We start from the raw sequence: 15,535 nt of genomic DNA on the forward strand, positions 1-15,535 counted from the left end.
AGCTCGCTTGCATGAGCGTGTTGCGTTTCAACGTGAAGATTTTTTAAACAAGCTATCAACAGAATTAATTCACAACTATGACGTCATCTGCCTCGAAGACTTAAACACAAAAGGGATGTTGAAAAATCGTAAGTTAGCAAAAGCAATTAGTGATGTGTCATGGTCCTCTTTTGTGCAGAAACTGACGTACAAGGCAAAGTGGTATGGACGAGAAATCATCAAAGTTTCAAGGTTCTATCCATCGAGCCAACTTTGTCATGCATGTGGTCATCGGGATGGCAAAAAATCACTCGATATTCGCATCTGGACTTGCCCATCATGCGGTGCAGTACTAGACCGCGATGTAAACGCAAGTCAAAATATTTTAGCTGAAGGACTAAGCATGTTACACCAATAACCGTAGGGACTACGGGGCTCGCCTACTAAAAAAGTGAAGCCGCTGTTTCGAGCAAGTGGAAACAAGCAAGCACTGTTCGTAGGAATCTCCCACTTCAAGCAACGTTCGAAGGACGGCTAAGTGGGGGTAGTTCAAGAAATGTGTAATATAATCACGAATCGCAATTACAAACGTATCCTTCTTAGTCAATTATCGTTTAATATGCGTTTTGCTACTTCAAACCCGCCTTTGACAACAATCGGTGAGCCACCACCTGGGTGTACTGTCCCACCAACATAGTAAAGATTTTTGTAGTGTTGATCACGATTTCGTGGCCTGAAGAAGCTACCTTTTAATGTATTTGAGGCCTGACCATAAATCGCACCTGCGCGCACTGCAAACGTATCACGAATGAAAGTCGGTGGTAGTGCTTTACGCATAGCGACTTGATTTTTAATTCCCCAAGTAGCGAGCGCTTGATCAACTTGTTGTTGCACATATGTTGGTGCCGCTTCATCATTCGGCGCATTAATGAGTACGAACAAACTTGGTTTACGTGTATGATCAAGTGCACGTGGATAACAACTATAAACTGTCGCATTCACTGCATATTGTCCACTTCTTAGCGCTCGAAACTCTGCCTCATAATGGTCGCTAAACAACACATTATGATAATGCAGTGGCACGTCTTCCTTCAAACCAATTAATGTAACGTAAGCAGATGTGGACAATTCATGTGTCGGCATCGGTCGACCTAATTGCCGTTGCATATAATCGTAATCGATATCGCTGATGAAAATATTTGCCCCGTAGCGTCCTTTTACCGTTTCCACGAAGGAAATGTGCGTCCCATCTGTCGCGATTTTTTCAATCGGTTCATTTGTATGTACGTGGACGCCTTGTCGTTTTAGAAGTTGTGTGAATACATCTGCAATCGTTGGCGCACCACCTGTTAACATATACGTACCTTCTACGAGTTCAAAGTAGGCAATGAGCGCAAATGTAGCAGGTGTCGCGTACGGCGACGAACCGATATACGTCGCAAAACGACCAAATAGCTGCTGTACATCTCGGTGTGGAAAATAATGCGCTAAAAATTGCTGTAACGTTTGAAATGGGTGCGCTTGTAGCAACCGTACCCCAAGCGTCGGTGAAACATAATCTTTGACGCTAAAAAATGTTTTTTCTAAAAAAGCTTGTTCGCTTAAATGAAATAGTCGCGTAATTTCTTCGATAAATGCCGGGTAGTGTTGCGCACTTACTGTATCAATGCGTGCAAGTTGGGCCACCATTTGCGCGACATCTGTCGTAAATACCACGTCATAGTTGCCAACGCGATGCATCGTCGGCGCATCAATTTTTTGAAATGGCAATACACGCTTTGCATCGGTAAAAGGTGCAATGACGTCCCAAAAATATTGTGGCATCGTTAATGTATTCGGCCCGAAATCAAACGTAAAACCGTCGATATCAATTCGCTGCATCTTGCCACCAAGATGCGCATTTTTTTCGAAAATATGCACGTCGTATTCTGTACTCAATGTCAGCGCGGCTGCTAAACCGCCTAGTCCACCGCCGATGACAATCGCCTTTTTCATAATGCACGTCCTTTCCAATATGTCGTTTTATTGCCCTTTTTGTATATCATCGTATAGATGAGAAGTGCTACATAAATTAATGCGCTAATCGGCATCAACAAACTGTACAGGCTAAACTGACGCGCGTGAACATCACTGATACAACGCTGTAATGTGATACATAGAAACGGTACAGCCCATATCCACTGTTGTGTCGACACACTGTAAATAGCGCAAGCAAGTGGCAATACGAAATAACTGCTATAAAATAAACAAACGCCTATCGCAAATACATACGACTCACCAAATGCTTGGAAACAGTTTTTTTGAAATCCACGCCACGTTGCTTTCGAACTACCATACATTGCACAACGTACATCATCCGCAACGTGGCATAATATCGCACGATAACGCTGACGTTTAATCGCTCTAAACAATGCGACATCTTCTACAATGTCCGCTTTCACAGCAGCATGCCCACCAATCGCCTCATACACCGTTCGCTTTACTGCAATAAATGCCCCGCTCGCTGCTGTTGCCGCAACCATCTGACGTCGATTCGCCAATATAATCGGTAAATGAAAGTAAATAAAGAAATGTAATAATGGCGTTAATAGTTTTTCTAGCACACTTTCATTTTGAAATCGCGCAAAGCCAGAAATTGCATCTGCTTTCGTACGTGTAAACGTCGCATCTAACTGATAAAGCGTCTCTGGTGCTAATACGACATCTGCATCGATAAATAAAAGAATATCGCCTGTTGCTTGCTTACTCAATTGTTGACAAGCATGTGGCTTCCCGCGCCAACCTTCTGGCAATTGCGTTCCTTGTTTAATCGTTAATCGCGGCTCTTTTGCGATATAAGATTTAAGTTTTGCATACGTATCATCTGTTGATGCATCGTCATATAGCAAAAACGCCACTTTTGGATAGCGAATTTTCATTAAATGTTGCATTAACGTGTCGACACGTGCGGATTCATTTCGAAGCGGAATCAATATGCTAAACGATGCTGTATGTGTATGGCCTTTCATTTTCGGTAAACAGGCGGCGTTCCATATTATCCACACGACGCCCCAGATAAAAGGAATGAGCACCCATATCATAGTCGCTCATACCTTTCGATACGCTCATTGACGATATCTGCTTTTAACTGGTCAACACATGAGGTCATCCACGCTTCAATGTCTTGGAGTGACCATTTTTTTGGTCGTTGGTCAGCGCGCAATACGTCCATGCGACAAGCTAACTCTGCACGAATATGGCCACGTAGCGCATATTGAATCGACAAACAAACGACATTATGTTGCGGATATTTTTTGAGCATCCCTTCAATGCCTGGTTGTAGTCCAAGCGGGCGCTGTTCTAAATGACGTTCTTCACCTTGTGGAAAAATAACGAGCGTGTCATCCGACATTACTTGTAATATATTTTTATATTCCGACAACTTCATCGGCTGTGATACACGAACTGTCCCGATATGTTGAAACAATGGCATAGACTGTTGCCCCGCTGCTGAAATGACAGCAGTCGTATTTTTCGGAAAAATGCCTCGGCGAATACATTCAAATACGACAAGCCCATCGTAAAAACTACTATGATTGACGAGAATCACCGCAGGCAGTTTGAAAGGGGCGCGCTGTATATACATTTCGTTAAACATGCGCTTTAATAACAATTGCTGACCGACTGTAAAAAAGGCACGTGCAATATCACGTTTCATCATCGATCATCCTCTCTTTTCTTTTACAAACTTCTGAACTCTGTCGACACTTACCGACCAACATATTTCTTCACAACTTGTAAAACAATAAATAGCGCGCTACTTACGACAATCGATACGTACAGTTGGTCAAGTGCTGCGAGCCAAACGAATAATACGAAAATCGTCCAAAAGACAACTTTCATTTGTTGCTGTGCACGTTGCACTTGTTGATAAGATTGCCATTGTAAAATGACTTGCCATACGAAAGCCGTTACAAACCATCCTGCGAAATTTGTCCACGGAATGCCGTAATAGCTACTATCGCTATTCCATATCCAATACCCTTTCGTCACATATGCGACCGGGTCAAGCACAAGGTCGAGTGCGACGACATAAAAACTTGCCAAGACAATACGTAATAGCGGCTGGCGAACGTTCACTGTTAACGCATGACCAGCCATGATCATGACAATCCACGCAAAACCAATCCCAATCGGCACACCGAATAACAACGGTGGAAAAAGCGTTGTATAATCATAATTCCCAAAAAACACATCATAATGCGCGCTTAATCCTTCAATTGAAAAGGTCGAAATGCCAATACCGACGCATAGCCAAATCCCTAATCGACGTCCAAATGTTTGCATCGCATAGCGTAAAGCGACGATGCCTGCCAAAATGAGAAATACGCTATTTGCCCACTCTAACCAAGGTGGAATTAAATCAAACCCGACGAGCACCATACCGATAATAAACCAAATAATATATAGCTTATAAAGGTGTTGCCACATCTTCAACCTCGCGAATACGATAGTTCACTTTTTCTGGTAATGGTTTAATCGGATACAGCTCTTTTTTATCGCGCTCTAAAATTAAATTTGCAGAAATACGAGCTGATTCGATAATGATTGGTAAACCACTACCTGGGTGTGTACCACCACCAACTAACCAGCAATTTTCATACGGTGTGAAACGGTTATGCGGACGGAAATTCATCATTTGAGATAATTGATGGCCTAAATTGAATGTCGCACCACGATAAACATTCATTTTTTGTTCCCAGTCAAATGGTGAGAACATCATTTCTTCCTCGATATGGTCACGTAAATTCGTTAAGCCTAAACGTTTTTCTAACGTCGTTAATAACAATTCGCGATATTCATGTTTAATCTCATCCCACTCGATGTCACTAAAGTTGTTCGGTACTGGTGCCAATACGTATAACGTTGACTTGCCTTCTGGCGCCAATGTCGGATCTGAAACGACAGGATTTTGGATGTAAATAGACATATCTGTTGAAATTTCTTTCGTATCTGAAATTTGCTCCATGTTTTTGCGATAATCTTCGGCAAATAAAATCGTATGGTGATTCAAGTCGTATTGTGTATCAACTCCTAAATACAACATAAACGTTGAGCAAGAGAACGATTTTTTCTCTACTTTCTTCGGTGACCATTTACGATTTTTCTCATCTTTTATTAAATTTTCCATCGCATAGCCAAAGTCTGCATTAATAACGACATCATCGCTATATACCATCTCGCCACTTTCTAGACGAATCGCTTCAATACGATTTTTATGACGTACGACTTCTTTTACCGGACTGTTTAAATGGATTTTAACGCCCATCTCTTCTAGTACACGCGCCATCGCTTGTGTTAATTGATTGAGGCCACCTTTTAAGTGGAAAATGCCATATGCTTGCTCGATATACGACAAGATGGAAAATGCACCCGGGCAAGACCAAGGAGACATCCCTAAATATTTTGATTGGAACGTAAATGCGAGCTGTAATTCTTCATCATCGAAATATTCTGATAGCTTTTCCATAAGGGACTTTCCGAAATCAAGTTCTGGTAACGCTTTAATGGCTTCTGGTGATAATAAATCGGATACGCTATCCATTTTACGTTGCAGAAGCGGGCTTAACGCTTTTAATTTTTTATGCGTATCTTGTAAATAACGTTTATAGCCCGGGCCATTGCCTGGGAAGACGTCTTCAATATGCTCAAACATTTCATCATAGTCATCTGATACAGTTAAACGTTTATCTTCATAAACGAGCTCATACAATGGAAATAGCGGGATCGCTTCCACATAGTCTTCTAAATTACGCCCTGTTAGCTCAAAAACTTCTTTAATTAAATACATCATATTTAAAAAGGTAGGACCACGATCAAATGTATATTCCCCTAGTTGAATCGCACTCGTACGTCCACCGACAAATGATTCTTTTTCATACACATTTACTTCATATCCTGCATTTGCTAATAACATTGCTGCGGTTAATCCACCAGGACCAGCGCCGATCACATTCACTTTTTTCATTTTATAACTGCCTCCTTTAAATCTATACTCAACAGTATAATATCATAATTAAACTGCAAAGTATATTTTTTTAAAATGAAAATACGATAGACCTATAGCACCATATTCCCTACCTTTCTCATACTGAACCCCAATTATGATATATAAAAAAACTGAGTATATCGAAATATACTCAGTTTAGAGTGGTTAATGCTACTAATTATGTAGATATTTATGCATCAACAGGTGTAAATGTTTCTCAAATGCAACACCTGCTTTAGGAGATTCAGTCGTTTTTGCCGTTTCAGCGATAGATTGCGCTAAAAATTGCTGTGCTAACGCGACACCTTGTGTAATTGGTTGATTATTCATGACTGCACCCATCACGACTGCAGCGAATAAATCACCTGTGCCAGAATAACTTTGACGATGATAAAGATGCGGTGTGTACATATATGACGTTTCGTCTACAATCATATTCCCAATATATTGTGCGCCTTCTATGCGCGTCTCCACGCCGGTAATAATAACCGTTGCGTTCGTTTGAGCTTGTAACTTTTGGCCTGCTTCTTTTATTTTTTGAAGCGCGTACGTTTCGTCATATTGATACAATTTTATATAGTCTGTATCCGTCAGTAAACAGCACTCTGTAACATTTGGCGTTACAATTGTCGCCCGCTTAATGAGTGCTTTCATTTGATCGAGTAGGTCGTATGAAAACATTTTATATTGTTCACCATCATCTCCTAATACAGGATCAATTAATACCGTCGTATGCTGTTGCTGAAATTGATTTAAAAACTGTAATATGTGTGCTATTTGCGCTTTCCCCGTCACAAAACCTGTTTGAATCCCATCAAATTGCGCATTCATTTGCGCCCAATGCTCGGTAAATGCTAGCATTTCGTCCGTTAAATCTTGGCAAAAATAGTGGTCATAGGCCGTTTGCGCGCTCAATACAGCAGTTGGTAATGGACATGCCTGTACCCCCATAACGGACAAAACGGGCAATGCTGCGGTAAGTGAACATTTTCCGAATGATGATAAATCTTGAATGACTGCAACCTTTTTCATACAAACCCCTCTTATTCATCTGAATTTTCTTTCTTTTATCATAACGAAATGTTTAACAATTGCAAACACGAAAACTGACCCTTTTAAATTATCGTTTATTGGCACTTTTCAAAATATCAGTTTTCCATCAGAATAGTCTGTAAATTCATAAACGTAAGGAAGGGATCATATGCAACAAATGAAACACGTTTCACAAACGAACCAGAAAACATTCGAATTAGTATTAACGGCGATATTAATTGCACTCGTCTTTATTTGTGCATTTTTAATTAATATTAAATTGCCGATTAAGGCAAACGGCGGACTCGTCCATTTAGGCACTGCGATGATGTTTATTGCGGCTATTTTATTCGGGCCGAAAAAAGGAGCCTACGCTGGAGCTCTCGGTATGGGCTTGTTTGACTTATTTGGCGGCTGGGTTATTTGGGCACCTATTACAATCGTTGCACGCGGCCTACAAGGTTATATCGTTGGTAAAATTGCCTGGGCAAAGGGCAAAAAGGGACATAGCCTTACACTTAACATCGTTGGTGCCATTATTTCAATGCCGGTCATGATTGCAGTGTATTACGTCGGGGAAGCACTTTTATACAATAGTTGGGTTGCTCCACTCGCCTCTATTCCAGGAGATATTTTGCAAAACGTCGTCGGCTTACTCATAGCGATTCCTGTATGTAAAATGATTGTACACATTCCATATTTCCAGAAAAAATTTCATTAAATGAAAAACCCACCTTCCGAAAAAAGGTGGGTTTCTTTTATATAGTAGTGATTAATTTCTAAAAGTCACTAATTGATCATTTAATTGTTTTGTTTGTGCATATACTTGATGGTATACGTCATATAACTTCGCATATTTTGCCGCATTTTCAGCGTTTGGCATAATACGCGCTGCTTCTTTCACAAACGCTTCGCTACAAGCAACCATTGAATCAAACCAGCCTAAGCCGAATGCCGCGATCATCGCCGCACCAACACCTGGGCCTTGTTCTTGTTCAAGACGAACGATCGGTGCGTTAAAAATGTCCGCTTGCATTTGTAGCCAATCAGCATTTTTCGCGCCACCACCGATAGAGACGATGGCGTCAATTTGTTTGCCTGTAGCACGCATTAATGCAAGGGAATCGTTTAGAGACATCGTAATGCCTTCCATAACAGCACGCGCCATATGAGAAAATGTATGCGACGTATCTAAGCCGATAAAGCTTGCGCGAATGTTTGCATCTGCATACGGTGTACGTTCTCCAACAAGATACGGTGTGAACAATACGCCACCGCTTCCTACAGGAATATTCGTTACATCTTTTAATAGTTCATCAAAGCTTAAATCTTTCGCAAATGTTTGTTTGAACCATTCTAAGCTATGCCCTGCTGATAGCGTTACACCCATCGTATAATACGCATCTGGTGCTGCATGGTTGAAATAGTGGAGCTTGCCTTCAAAATCAAGATCCGCTGTTTCCTCATATGAAAGTAATACGCCAGATGTACCGATACTCACCATCGTTTTGCCTGCTTCGACAATGCCTGCGCCAAGTGCGCCACATGCGTTATCCGCACCGCCTGCAAATACTTTTGTTGACGTGCTTAAGCCAGAAGCTTTCGCAAACGTTTCTGAAATTGTACCGACGCAATCAGTTGGCGCCACGAGTCGTGGGCAAAAATCCGATTGTAAGTCGAATGCGTCAATCAGTTCTGTACTCCATTGTTGTTTTGCAACATCTAATAAAGACGTACCTGCCGCATCTGAATATTCCATCGCGATATCATCTGTCATCGCAAAACGTACGTAGTCTTTCGGTAATACGAACGTTGTCGCTTGCGCATACAGTTCGGGTTCATTTTCACGTACCCATAAAATTTTCGGTAATGTGAAACCTTCTAGCACTGTATTTTTTGTGATTTCTAACATTTTTTCAAGACCGATTTCGTTTAAAATGTTCGCGCACTGCTTCGTATTACGCGTATCATTCCACAAAATCGCAGGACGTACGACTTCATGCTGTGCATTTAACAACACGAGACCGTGCATTTGTCCTGAGAAGCTGACCCCTTCAATTTCAGTTGCATCACCGTCAAAACGGTCCATAATGGTACGAATCGCAGCTGTCGTTTGCGCTACCCATGCATGCGGATCTTGTTCATTGTATCCTGCACGTAATTGAATTAAAGGGTAGCTTGCAGATGCTTCATCTACAAGCTGCCCTTTATTGTTCATGAGTAGTACTTTGACTGCGCTCGTCCCAAGATCAATTCCTAAAACGTAGCTCATCGTTGTCCTCCTACTATTTTGCGAAAGTTGTTAATAAGTATTGGTTGATTGTTGCTTTAATGATTTCTAATTGACCAGATTGGTTTGTAATTTGGTCGTTTTCAAGTGCGTATGCTTCAAGTTCTTTGAAGTTTGTAGCGCCTGTCACGATTTTTTTACCGATGCCTTCGTTGTAGCTTGCGTAGCGTTTTTCGATAATGTTTTCGAATACTTTATCGTCGATTAAACGTTGTGCTACTTTTAAACCAACTGCGAAGCTATCCATACCAGCGATGTGTGCGTGGAATAAATCGTTTTGTTCGAATGAACCACGACGTACTTTAGAGTCAAAGTTTAAACCACCTTTGCCGATACCGCCGTTTTTCAGTACTTCATACATTGCAAGTGTTGTTGCATAAAGGTCTGTTGGGAATTCATCTGTATCCCAGCCTAGTAATGGGTGACCTTGGTTGGCATCAAGAGAACCTAACATGCCGTGCATACGTGCAGTGCGGATTTCGTGTTCGAATGTGTGACCAGCAAGTGTTGCGTGGTTTGCTTCAATGTTGAATTTGAAATCGTTTGTTAAGTCGTATGCGTGTAAGAATGCAAGACCAGTTGCTACGTCGAAATCGTATTGGTGAGAAGTTGGTTCTTTTGGTTTTGGTTCGATTAAGAATTGACCGTCATAACCGATTTCTTTTGCGTAATCTACTGCCATGTGGAAGAAACGACCAAGGTTGTCTTGTTCGAATTTCATATCTGTGTTTAATAATGTTTCGTAACCTTCACGACCGCCCCAGAATACATAGTTTTCAGCGCCAAGGTCTTTTGCAACTTCTAAACCTTTTTTCACTTTTGCAGCTGAGTATGCGAATACATCAGCGTTGCAAGAAGTAGCCGCACCGTGTACGTAACGTTGGTTAGAGAACATATTTGCAGTGTTCCAAAGTAATTTTGTTTTTGAAGTAGACATGTAATCTTTAATCATGCCTGTAATTTCATCAATGTTTTTGTAAGTTTCACGTAAAGTGTCGCCTTCTGGTGCAACGTCTACATCGTGGAAGCAGAAGAACGGTACGCCTAGTTTTTCGAAGAATTCAAATGCTGCTTCAACGCGTGCTTTAGCAAGATCCATGCCGCTGAAACGATCCCAAGTACGGTTCATTGTTGCTGCGCCGAATGGGTCAGTACCATCTGCTACGAATGTGTGCCAGTACGCTACGCCGAAACGTAAAATATCTTCCATACGTTTGCCGCCTACTACTTCATCAGGGTTATAAAATTTAAATGCAAGTGGGTTTGTTGAACCTGCGCCCTCGAATTTAATGTTGTTAACGTTTTCAAAATGTGCCATCTTTGTAAAACTCCTTTATGATTAAGTTGATGTTATCTTAACACCAAAAACTTAGTTTGTCGAATAAACTAAGTAAAATTTTTAAAAAATTTTGTGTATAATATGTGTATGAAGGGAGTATGCCCAATGAATCAACAAAAAATTAAAGTCACAAACCAACAGTATATATTAGATTTAATTCATCACGAAAAAGAAATTTCACGCGCTGAAATAGCATCGAAACTCGGGCTCAACAAAGCGACCGTCTCTAGCCAAGTGAGCGATTTACTCGAAAAAGATTTACTCGTTGAAACGCGTATCGGCGCTTCAAGTGGTGGTAGAAGACCTGTTATGTTAAAAATAAATACCGATGCAGGCTACGTTATCGGTGTGGAATTTTTAATTCATAAAGCAATTTGTTTAGTGAGTAATTTAGATGGTGATGTCGTCCATACATATACATTTGAACACGATTCTACAGATGCATTTGACTATTTAACACACATTTGCGAAGAAGTAAAAATTATTATAGATAGCTTGCCACAAACGACATACGGTGTCGTCGGCATTAGTTTTGCAGTCCCTGGGATTTTAGATAAGCTCGGTCGTTTATTGCTAGCACCAAACTTACGATGGAAAAACATCGACTTAAAAAGCTGGCTGTCACAACAATTCCCAATGCCTGTTTACGTACTCAACGAAGCAAATGCAGGTGCGTACAATGAACATATCGTCGGACAAGCAATGGAAGCGTCTAGTTTTGCGTATATCAGCATTGACTCTGGGATCGGTGTCGGTATTATGATGGGCGATCAAATTTATGAGGGCGATAGCGGTTTTGCTGGTGAAGATGGACATATGGTCATTTCTATCGATGGACGACCGTGTCCATGTGGCAATAAAGGGTGCTGGGAAACATATGCCTCTGGAGAAGCGCTGCTACAAGAAGCGACAACACGTGGCCTTGAAAGAAATTTCACAACATTAACGACACTTGCAAAAGAAGGTAACGAGCAAGCACGTGCTTGTTTCGAAGCAGTCGGGCGTTATATCGGTATCGGCTTATCAAACATCGCGAAAACGTTAAATCCAGAGTATTTAATTATCGGTGGGATTTTCAATGATGTGCGCGACGTCATTGAACCGGCCATTCAACAATCGTTATCAACACATCAACAATGGCTTGAACGAAAAGAAAGTTTACTGCGTTTTTCAACAGAACAACACCCTGCCCCAAAAGGCGCGATTCGTTATGCCATTCGTCAATTTTTAATTATCGATTGATCCAAAAGGAAATGTCTTCATGGCATTTTCTTTTTTATATGCTACGAAACATAACATCAATGTCATGTTTTGTTGGTGGTACAATGCCTATATAACACCCATAATAGTAATTCGGAGGTATGAAAAATATGATTCATGAAAATTTAAAACAATTACGTACACATCATCAACTGACACAAGAAGCATTAGCATTTAAAGTAGGTGTCTCTCGACAAGTGATCGCCAAATGGGAAAAGGGTGAATCAACGCCAGATTTAGCGCATTGCCAAGTGCTTGCAGACCTTTACAATGTGACGATTGATAGCCTAGTGAACTATGAAGCGATAAATAACGATTTAAACCTACCGATGCCACCAAAAGGCAAACATTTTTTCGGTGTGACAAAACTTGGTGAGCGCGGCCAAGTCGTCATTCCGAAAGAAGCACGCGACGTTTTTCAATTGCAGCCCGGTGACGCTTTAATCTTTTTAGGAGATGAAGATCGTGGTTTAGCTATCGTTCCTGACCGCATGCTTCAATCTTTCCTTAATTTAGTCAAAACGCCATTAGATAAGGAGGATGACAAATGACCGAAGCAATTGTCATTAACCAGCTGACAAAACAATACAAACAAAAAACAGCCGTCAACAACGTACAATTGTCGATTCACGAAGGTGAACTTTTCGGATTACTCGGTGTAAATGGCGCTGGCAAAACAACACTCATTCATATGCTTTGTGGACTCATTGCGCCAACAAGCGGCAACGCAACGATTTTAGGATATGATATGAAACGCCAACGTGAACGTATTCAACCACATATTGCAGTAGCCCCACAAGAACTTGCAATCGCACCTAATTTAACGGTCGAAGAAAATTTAATGTTGATGGCGAATATTTATGGCTTTTCTAAAACAGACGCAGCGCAACGTGTACAACGAGTGATGACGCAATTGTCTCTAACGCCATTCGTAAAGCAACGTGCTAAAACGTTATCAGGTGGTTGGCAACGACGTTTAAGCATCGCAATGGCACTCCTTACATCTCCTAAAATTTTATTTCTCGATGAACCAACACTCGGTCTCGACATTTTAGGCAGACGCGAACTATGGCATATGATCGAACAATTAAAACATCATACGACGATTATTTTAACGACGCATTATTTAGAAGAAGCAGAAGCGTTATGTGACCGCATTTGTGTCATGAAAGATGGCGATATGAAAGCACTTGGCACAACGGCTGAATTGTGCGATATGACTCAAACGACGTCTTTTGAAGAAGCATTTATTTCACTCGTAACGGAGGTGTCTTCATGAGAACGCTTGCCTTTGCAAATCGTGTCACGAAAGAAATTATTCGCGATCCATTATCACTATTTTTCGGACTCGCTTTTCCACTCATCTTATTACTTTTATTATCTGTCATTAACGCAAACGTACCCGTCGATTTATTTAACATTGCTGATTTGGCACCAGGCATTGCAGTATTTGGGTTATCATTTATGGCGTTATTTGCTGCACAAGTCCTTTCAAAAGACCGTGCAACATCATTTTTACCACGCTTACTGACAACACCGATGACATCACGCAATTTTATGCTCGGCTATATGTTGCCACTCGTCTGCATGGCTGTATTGCAAGCATTCATCTGTTTAGTCGTCGCTACTTTTCTCGGCCTATCATGGTCTGTACACATGTTATTGATGCTAGTTGCCATCGTGCCGATTTCACTCATTTTTATTAGTTTAGGACTACTAGCCGGTACATTACTCAGTGAAAAAGCAGCCGTCGCAAGCTGTGGCGCCATTTTAACGAACTTTTCTGCATGGCTTTCAGGCATTTGGTTTGATATTGACTTAATGGGTGAAACATTTAAACAAATTGCCTATGCATTACCTTTCGTACACGCCGTTAAAGTGTGCCAAGCATTAATCGCTCATCAACCGCTAGGCAATCATTGGATTTGGGTCGTTGGCTATGCTGTTGTGTTAACTGTTTTATCGATTACCGTATTTCAATACAAAAAAGGTATGCGATAAAACTTTACACCTATTCATCGCGACTTTCTATTTATTATTGCATGCATTTAATTCCATAATATGTATTATAATATACAAATAACCATTCTACTGATAAAAGGAGTCGTGATGTAAATGAAAAAGTTACTTCTAGCCGCGTCGTTCGTTTTTGGTGGTTCAACGTTTTTAAGTTTCGTGCCAGACCATTCGCTACAAGCTGAAGCGAAGCAAAAACCTTTAACGAAAACAATTGTGAAAAGTTTAAAGAAAGGTACTTTACCAAAAGCAAAAGGCAAGATTGGTTCGCTTAGAAAAAATGTCAAAATCAAACAAAATACTAATAACTATTTTTATGATCCTGTTCAAGTGAAAGAAACCGCTTCAAATGATGTTTACGTTTTCAATTCTACAAAGCTCACATCTAAAGCCAAAGTTACGCCAAATTCGAAACTAGTTTTAATTACGCGACACTATAACTATTACATGTCAGATGCTTCTATCAAAAAACATCTAGGCAACAAATTAAAACTAAAAAAAGCACCGCAAATATATGATGCTTCAGAAGTGAGCTTTTACAAAGTAGGAAAGTATTATGTTTGCTTTGACAAAATGTCGCAAGGATATTTAAGTTATACGTTCGTGAAAGTAGGAACGAAAAAAGCCCTCGCTGATGATTATCAAATGAAATTTTAATCATTTAATACGCATCATCTATAAAAAGCCACCTTACACAATTCATTGGCAAGGTGGCTTTTAATTGATTAAACGTTATTTCATACATTAGTTTCTTTATACATTTTTTTACGTTGTAATATTTTCTAGCAACTTTCTAATCGTCTACATCATATTTCAACTTCGAATGATGATAATTTGTATCAAAGTCAACATATATTAATTTATCTAAATCATAACTTTTTTGTTTATACATTTCCTTCATAAATTGCAAGAAAATATAGCGACATGCATACAATTCACTAAATGCATCTTTATCTTCTCGTAAATCAATATAATCAATTTCATCGCCTAAAGAATCATGTGTAATGGCTTCAAATTCTAAATTCGTATGCCACATAAAATCTAAAAATCCTTGTAAAACAGCCTTCTTATACGTATCTAATGAGAATGTGCCTAATTGTTCTTTCGTATAATGAGCGTCTTGCTTATCGTACGTTAATTTCACGATATTTTCATGATAAAAAATGGTTATTTTAAAATGATTCACCACATGTTCGTCCGCATAAAAAGCGCTATAATTTTGCTTTTCGATAGACTTATGAACCGGTAAGAGCGTTAAAACTAAATTAAACCAAAAAGAATATAATTCAAATACATTCGCATTGAAAAATAGCGGTTCTTCATCTACGCAAAAAATAACTTTACCTCCAGGATACCCCCCTGATCGCCCAAATTCATAGTTAAACACATTTACATCTTCTAAGCGCGTCATTTCTATATACCCTGGATAAAGTTGATTATTGTTTAAATATTCTGTTTCAGGTGGAATGTTAAGATAAGACTTAATTTCTAATTTCATATTTTCCCCCTTGTCTCTTTAAATTTTATGTAAATAACTATCCATAATGCTCAAATTCAACTTTTATGAAAAGTGAAACGGACGAAATTAAAA

16 protein-coding genes are annotated in these 15,535 nt (G+C 40.0%); 7 read left to right on the forward strand and 9 right to left on the reverse strand.

The genetic code is table 11. The features are described from left to right. A partial coding sequence (locus KMHG_RS11815) for an RNA-guided endonuclease TnpB family protein (RefSeq protein ID WP_010289773.1) occupies nucleotides 1-397 on the forward strand: 397 nt, incomplete at its 5' end. Between the two features lie 185 nt (nucleotides 398-582). Here the strand turns inward: KMHG_RS11815 and KMHG_RS11820 are convergent. From KMHG_RS11820 to KMHG_RS11845, 6 genes are all read right to left on the reverse strand, one after another. Continuing rightward, nucleotides 583-1,974, reverse strand: a complete 1,392-nt coding sequence (locus tag KMHG_RS11820; protein ID WP_010289774.1) for a phytoene desaturase family protein — start codon at nucleotides 1,972-1,974, stop codon at nucleotides 583-585. Next, entirely contained in the window at nucleotides 1,971-3,023 is a 1,053-nt protein-coding gene (locus tag KMHG_RS11825) for a glycosyltransferase family 2 protein (RefSeq protein WP_161601014.1), read from the reverse strand. Before KMHG_RS11825 ends, KMHG_RS11820 begins: the two co-directional genes overlap by 4 nt. A gap of 32 nt (nucleotides 3,024-3,055) precedes the next feature. Then, the gene (locus KMHG_RS11830) at nucleotides 3,056-3,679 is read right to left on the reverse strand and encodes a lysophospholipid acyltransferase family protein (protein ID WP_026022094.1); all 624 of its coding nucleotides are present in this window, start codon (nucleotides 3,677-3,679) and stop codon (nucleotides 3,056-3,058) included. A 47-nt stretch (nucleotides 3,680-3,726) separates the two neighbouring features. Further along, nucleotides 3,727-4,449, reverse strand: coding sequence for a carotenoid biosynthesis protein (locus tag KMHG_RS11835; RefSeq protein ID WP_010289778.1), 723 nt, complete (start codon nucleotides 4,447-4,449; stop codon nucleotides 3,727-3,729). Beyond that, nucleotides 4,430-5,986 carry a phytoene desaturase family protein gene (locus tag KMHG_RS11840; protein ID WP_010289779.1) on the reverse strand — a complete coding sequence of 519 codons (1,557 nt, stop codon included), beginning with the start codon at nucleotides 5,984-5,986 and terminating at the stop codon, nucleotides 4,430-4,432. Before KMHG_RS11840 ends, KMHG_RS11835 begins: the two co-directional genes overlap by 20 nt. A gap of 195 nt (nucleotides 5,987-6,181) precedes the next feature. Then, nucleotides 6,182-7,039, reverse strand: a complete 858-nt coding sequence (locus tag KMHG_RS11845) for a pyridoxamine kinase (protein WP_010289780.1) — start codon at nucleotides 7,037-7,039, stop codon at nucleotides 6,182-6,184. 169 nt (nucleotides 7,040-7,208) lie between these two features. Between KMHG_RS11845 and KMHG_RS11850 the strand changes: the two genes are divergently transcribed. After that, nucleotides 7,209-7,760, forward strand: a complete 552-nt coding sequence (locus tag KMHG_RS11850) for an ECF transporter S component (RefSeq protein WP_010289781.1) — start codon at nucleotides 7,209-7,211, stop codon at nucleotides 7,758-7,760. A 51-nt stretch (nucleotides 7,761-7,811) separates the two neighbouring features. On the opposite strand, the gene xylB is transcribed toward KMHG_RS11850, so the two are convergent. Together xylB and xylA are read right to left on the reverse strand one after the other, a co-directional pair. Next, complete coding sequence (gene xylB / locus KMHG_RS11855) at nucleotides 7,812-9,311, reverse strand: xylulokinase (protein ID WP_010289782.1); 1,500 nt, start codon at nucleotides 9,309-9,311, stop codon at nucleotides 7,812-7,814. Nucleotides 9,312-9,324: 13 nt separating this feature from the next. Then, entirely contained in the window at nucleotides 9,325-10,647 is a 1,323-nt protein-coding gene (gene xylA / locus KMHG_RS11860; protein ID WP_010289785.1) for a xylose isomerase, read from the reverse strand. A gap of 126 nt (nucleotides 10,648-10,773) precedes the next feature. Here xylA and KMHG_RS17925 point away from each other — a divergent pair, with 126 nt between their 5' ends. The 5 genes from KMHG_RS17925 to KMHG_RS11885 all read left to right on the forward strand — a co-directional run bounded on the left by KMHG_RS17925 (nucleotide 10,774) and on the right by KMHG_RS11885 (nucleotide 14,601). Beyond that, nucleotides 10,774-11,910 (forward strand): ROK family transcriptional regulator, encoded by a 1,137-nt coding sequence (locus KMHG_RS17925; protein ID WP_010289787.1) that lies wholly within the window; start codon nucleotides 10,774-10,776, stop codon nucleotides 11,908-11,910. Between the two features lie 128 nt (nucleotides 11,911-12,038). Beyond that, nucleotides 12,039-12,479 carry a helix-turn-helix domain-containing protein gene (locus tag KMHG_RS11870; RefSeq protein ID WP_010289788.1) on the forward strand — a complete coding sequence of 147 codons (441 nt, stop codon included), beginning with the start codon at nucleotides 12,039-12,041 and terminating at the stop codon, nucleotides 12,477-12,479. Then, nucleotides 12,476-13,207 carry an ABC transporter ATP-binding protein gene (locus KMHG_RS11875; RefSeq protein ID WP_010289789.1) on the forward strand — a complete coding sequence of 244 codons (732 nt, stop codon included), beginning with the start codon at nucleotides 12,476-12,478 and terminating at the stop codon, nucleotides 13,205-13,207. Before KMHG_RS11870 ends, KMHG_RS11875 begins: the two co-directional genes overlap by 4 nt. Continuing rightward, complete coding sequence (locus KMHG_RS11880) at nucleotides 13,204-13,929, forward strand: ABC transporter permease (protein ID WP_010289790.1); 726 nt, start codon at nucleotides 13,204-13,206, stop codon at nucleotides 13,927-13,929. The genes KMHG_RS11875 and KMHG_RS11880 overlap by 4 nt, the downstream gene beginning before the upstream one ends. A 114-nt stretch (nucleotides 13,930-14,043) precedes the next feature. After that, the gene (locus tag KMHG_RS11885; RefSeq protein ID WP_010289792.1) at nucleotides 14,044-14,601 is read left to right on the forward strand and encodes a hypothetical protein; all 558 of its coding nucleotides are present in this window, start codon (nucleotides 14,044-14,046) and stop codon (nucleotides 14,599-14,601) included. A 136-nt stretch (nucleotides 14,602-14,737) separates the two neighbouring features. Here the strand turns inward: KMHG_RS11885 and KMHG_RS11890 are convergent, their stop codons facing one another. Then, a complete protein-coding gene (locus tag KMHG_RS11890; RefSeq protein ID WP_010289793.1) occupies nucleotides 14,738-15,442 on the reverse strand; it encodes a hypothetical protein in 705 nt (234 codons plus the stop codon). Nucleotides 15,443-15,535 lie beyond the last annotated feature (93 nt).

Source organism: Kurthia massiliensis, from assembly GCF_000285555.1.
In the GTDB taxonomy this organism is placed as follows: Bacteria; Bacillota; Bacilli; order Bacillales_A; family Planococcaceae; genus Kurthia; species Kurthia massiliensis.

Coding starts and splice junctions, on each gene's coding strand:
- KMHG_RS11885 (WP_010289792.1), top strand. CDS start 14,044: ATGAAAAAGTTACTTCTAGCCGCGTCGTTCGTTTTTGGTGGTTCAACG.
- KMHG_RS11830 (WP_026022094.1), bottom strand. CDS start 3,679: ATGATGAAACGTGATATTGCACGTGCCTTTTTTACAGTCGGTCAGCAA.
- KMHG_RS17925 (WP_010289787.1), top strand. CDS start 10,774: ATGAATCAACAAAAAATTAAAGTCACAAACCAACAGTATATATTAGAT.
- KMHG_RS11840 (WP_010289779.1), bottom strand. CDS start 5,986: ATGAAAAAAGTGAATGTGATCGGCGCTGGTCCTGGTGGATTAACCGCA.
- KMHG_RS11870 (WP_010289788.1), top strand. CDS start 12,039: ATGATTCATGAAAATTTAAAACAATTACGTACACATCATCAACTGACA.
- KMHG_RS11845 (WP_010289780.1), bottom strand. CDS start 7,039: ATGAAAAAGGTTGCAGTCATTCAAGATTTATCATCATTCGGAAAATGT.
- KMHG_RS11880 (WP_010289790.1), top strand. CDS start 13,204: ATGAGAACGCTTGCCTTTGCAAATCGTGTCACGAAAGAAATTATTCGC.
- KMHG_RS11850 (WP_010289781.1), top strand. CDS start 7,209: ATGCAACAAATGAAACACGTTTCACAAACGAACCAGAAAACATTCGAA.
- KMHG_RS11835 (WP_010289778.1), bottom strand. CDS start 4,449: ATGTGGCAACACCTTTATAAGCTATATATTATTTGGTTTATTATCGGT.
- KMHG_RS11875 (WP_010289789.1), top strand. CDS start 12,476: ATGACCGAAGCAATTGTCATTAACCAGCTGACAAAACAATACAAACAA.
- KMHG_RS11820 (WP_010289774.1), bottom strand. CDS start 1,974: ATGAAAAAGGCGATTGTCATCGGCGGTGGACTAGGCGGTTTAGCAGCC.
- KMHG_RS11890 (WP_010289793.1), bottom strand. CDS start 15,442: ATGAAATTAGAAATTAAGTCTTATCTTAACATTCCACCTGAAACAGAA.
- xylB (WP_010289782.1), bottom strand. CDS start 9,311: ATGAGCTACGTTTTAGGAATTGATCTTGGGACGAGCGCAGTCAAAGTA.
- xylA (WP_010289785.1), bottom strand. CDS start 10,647: ATGGCACATTTTGAAAACGTTAACAACATTAAATTCGAGGGCGCAGGT.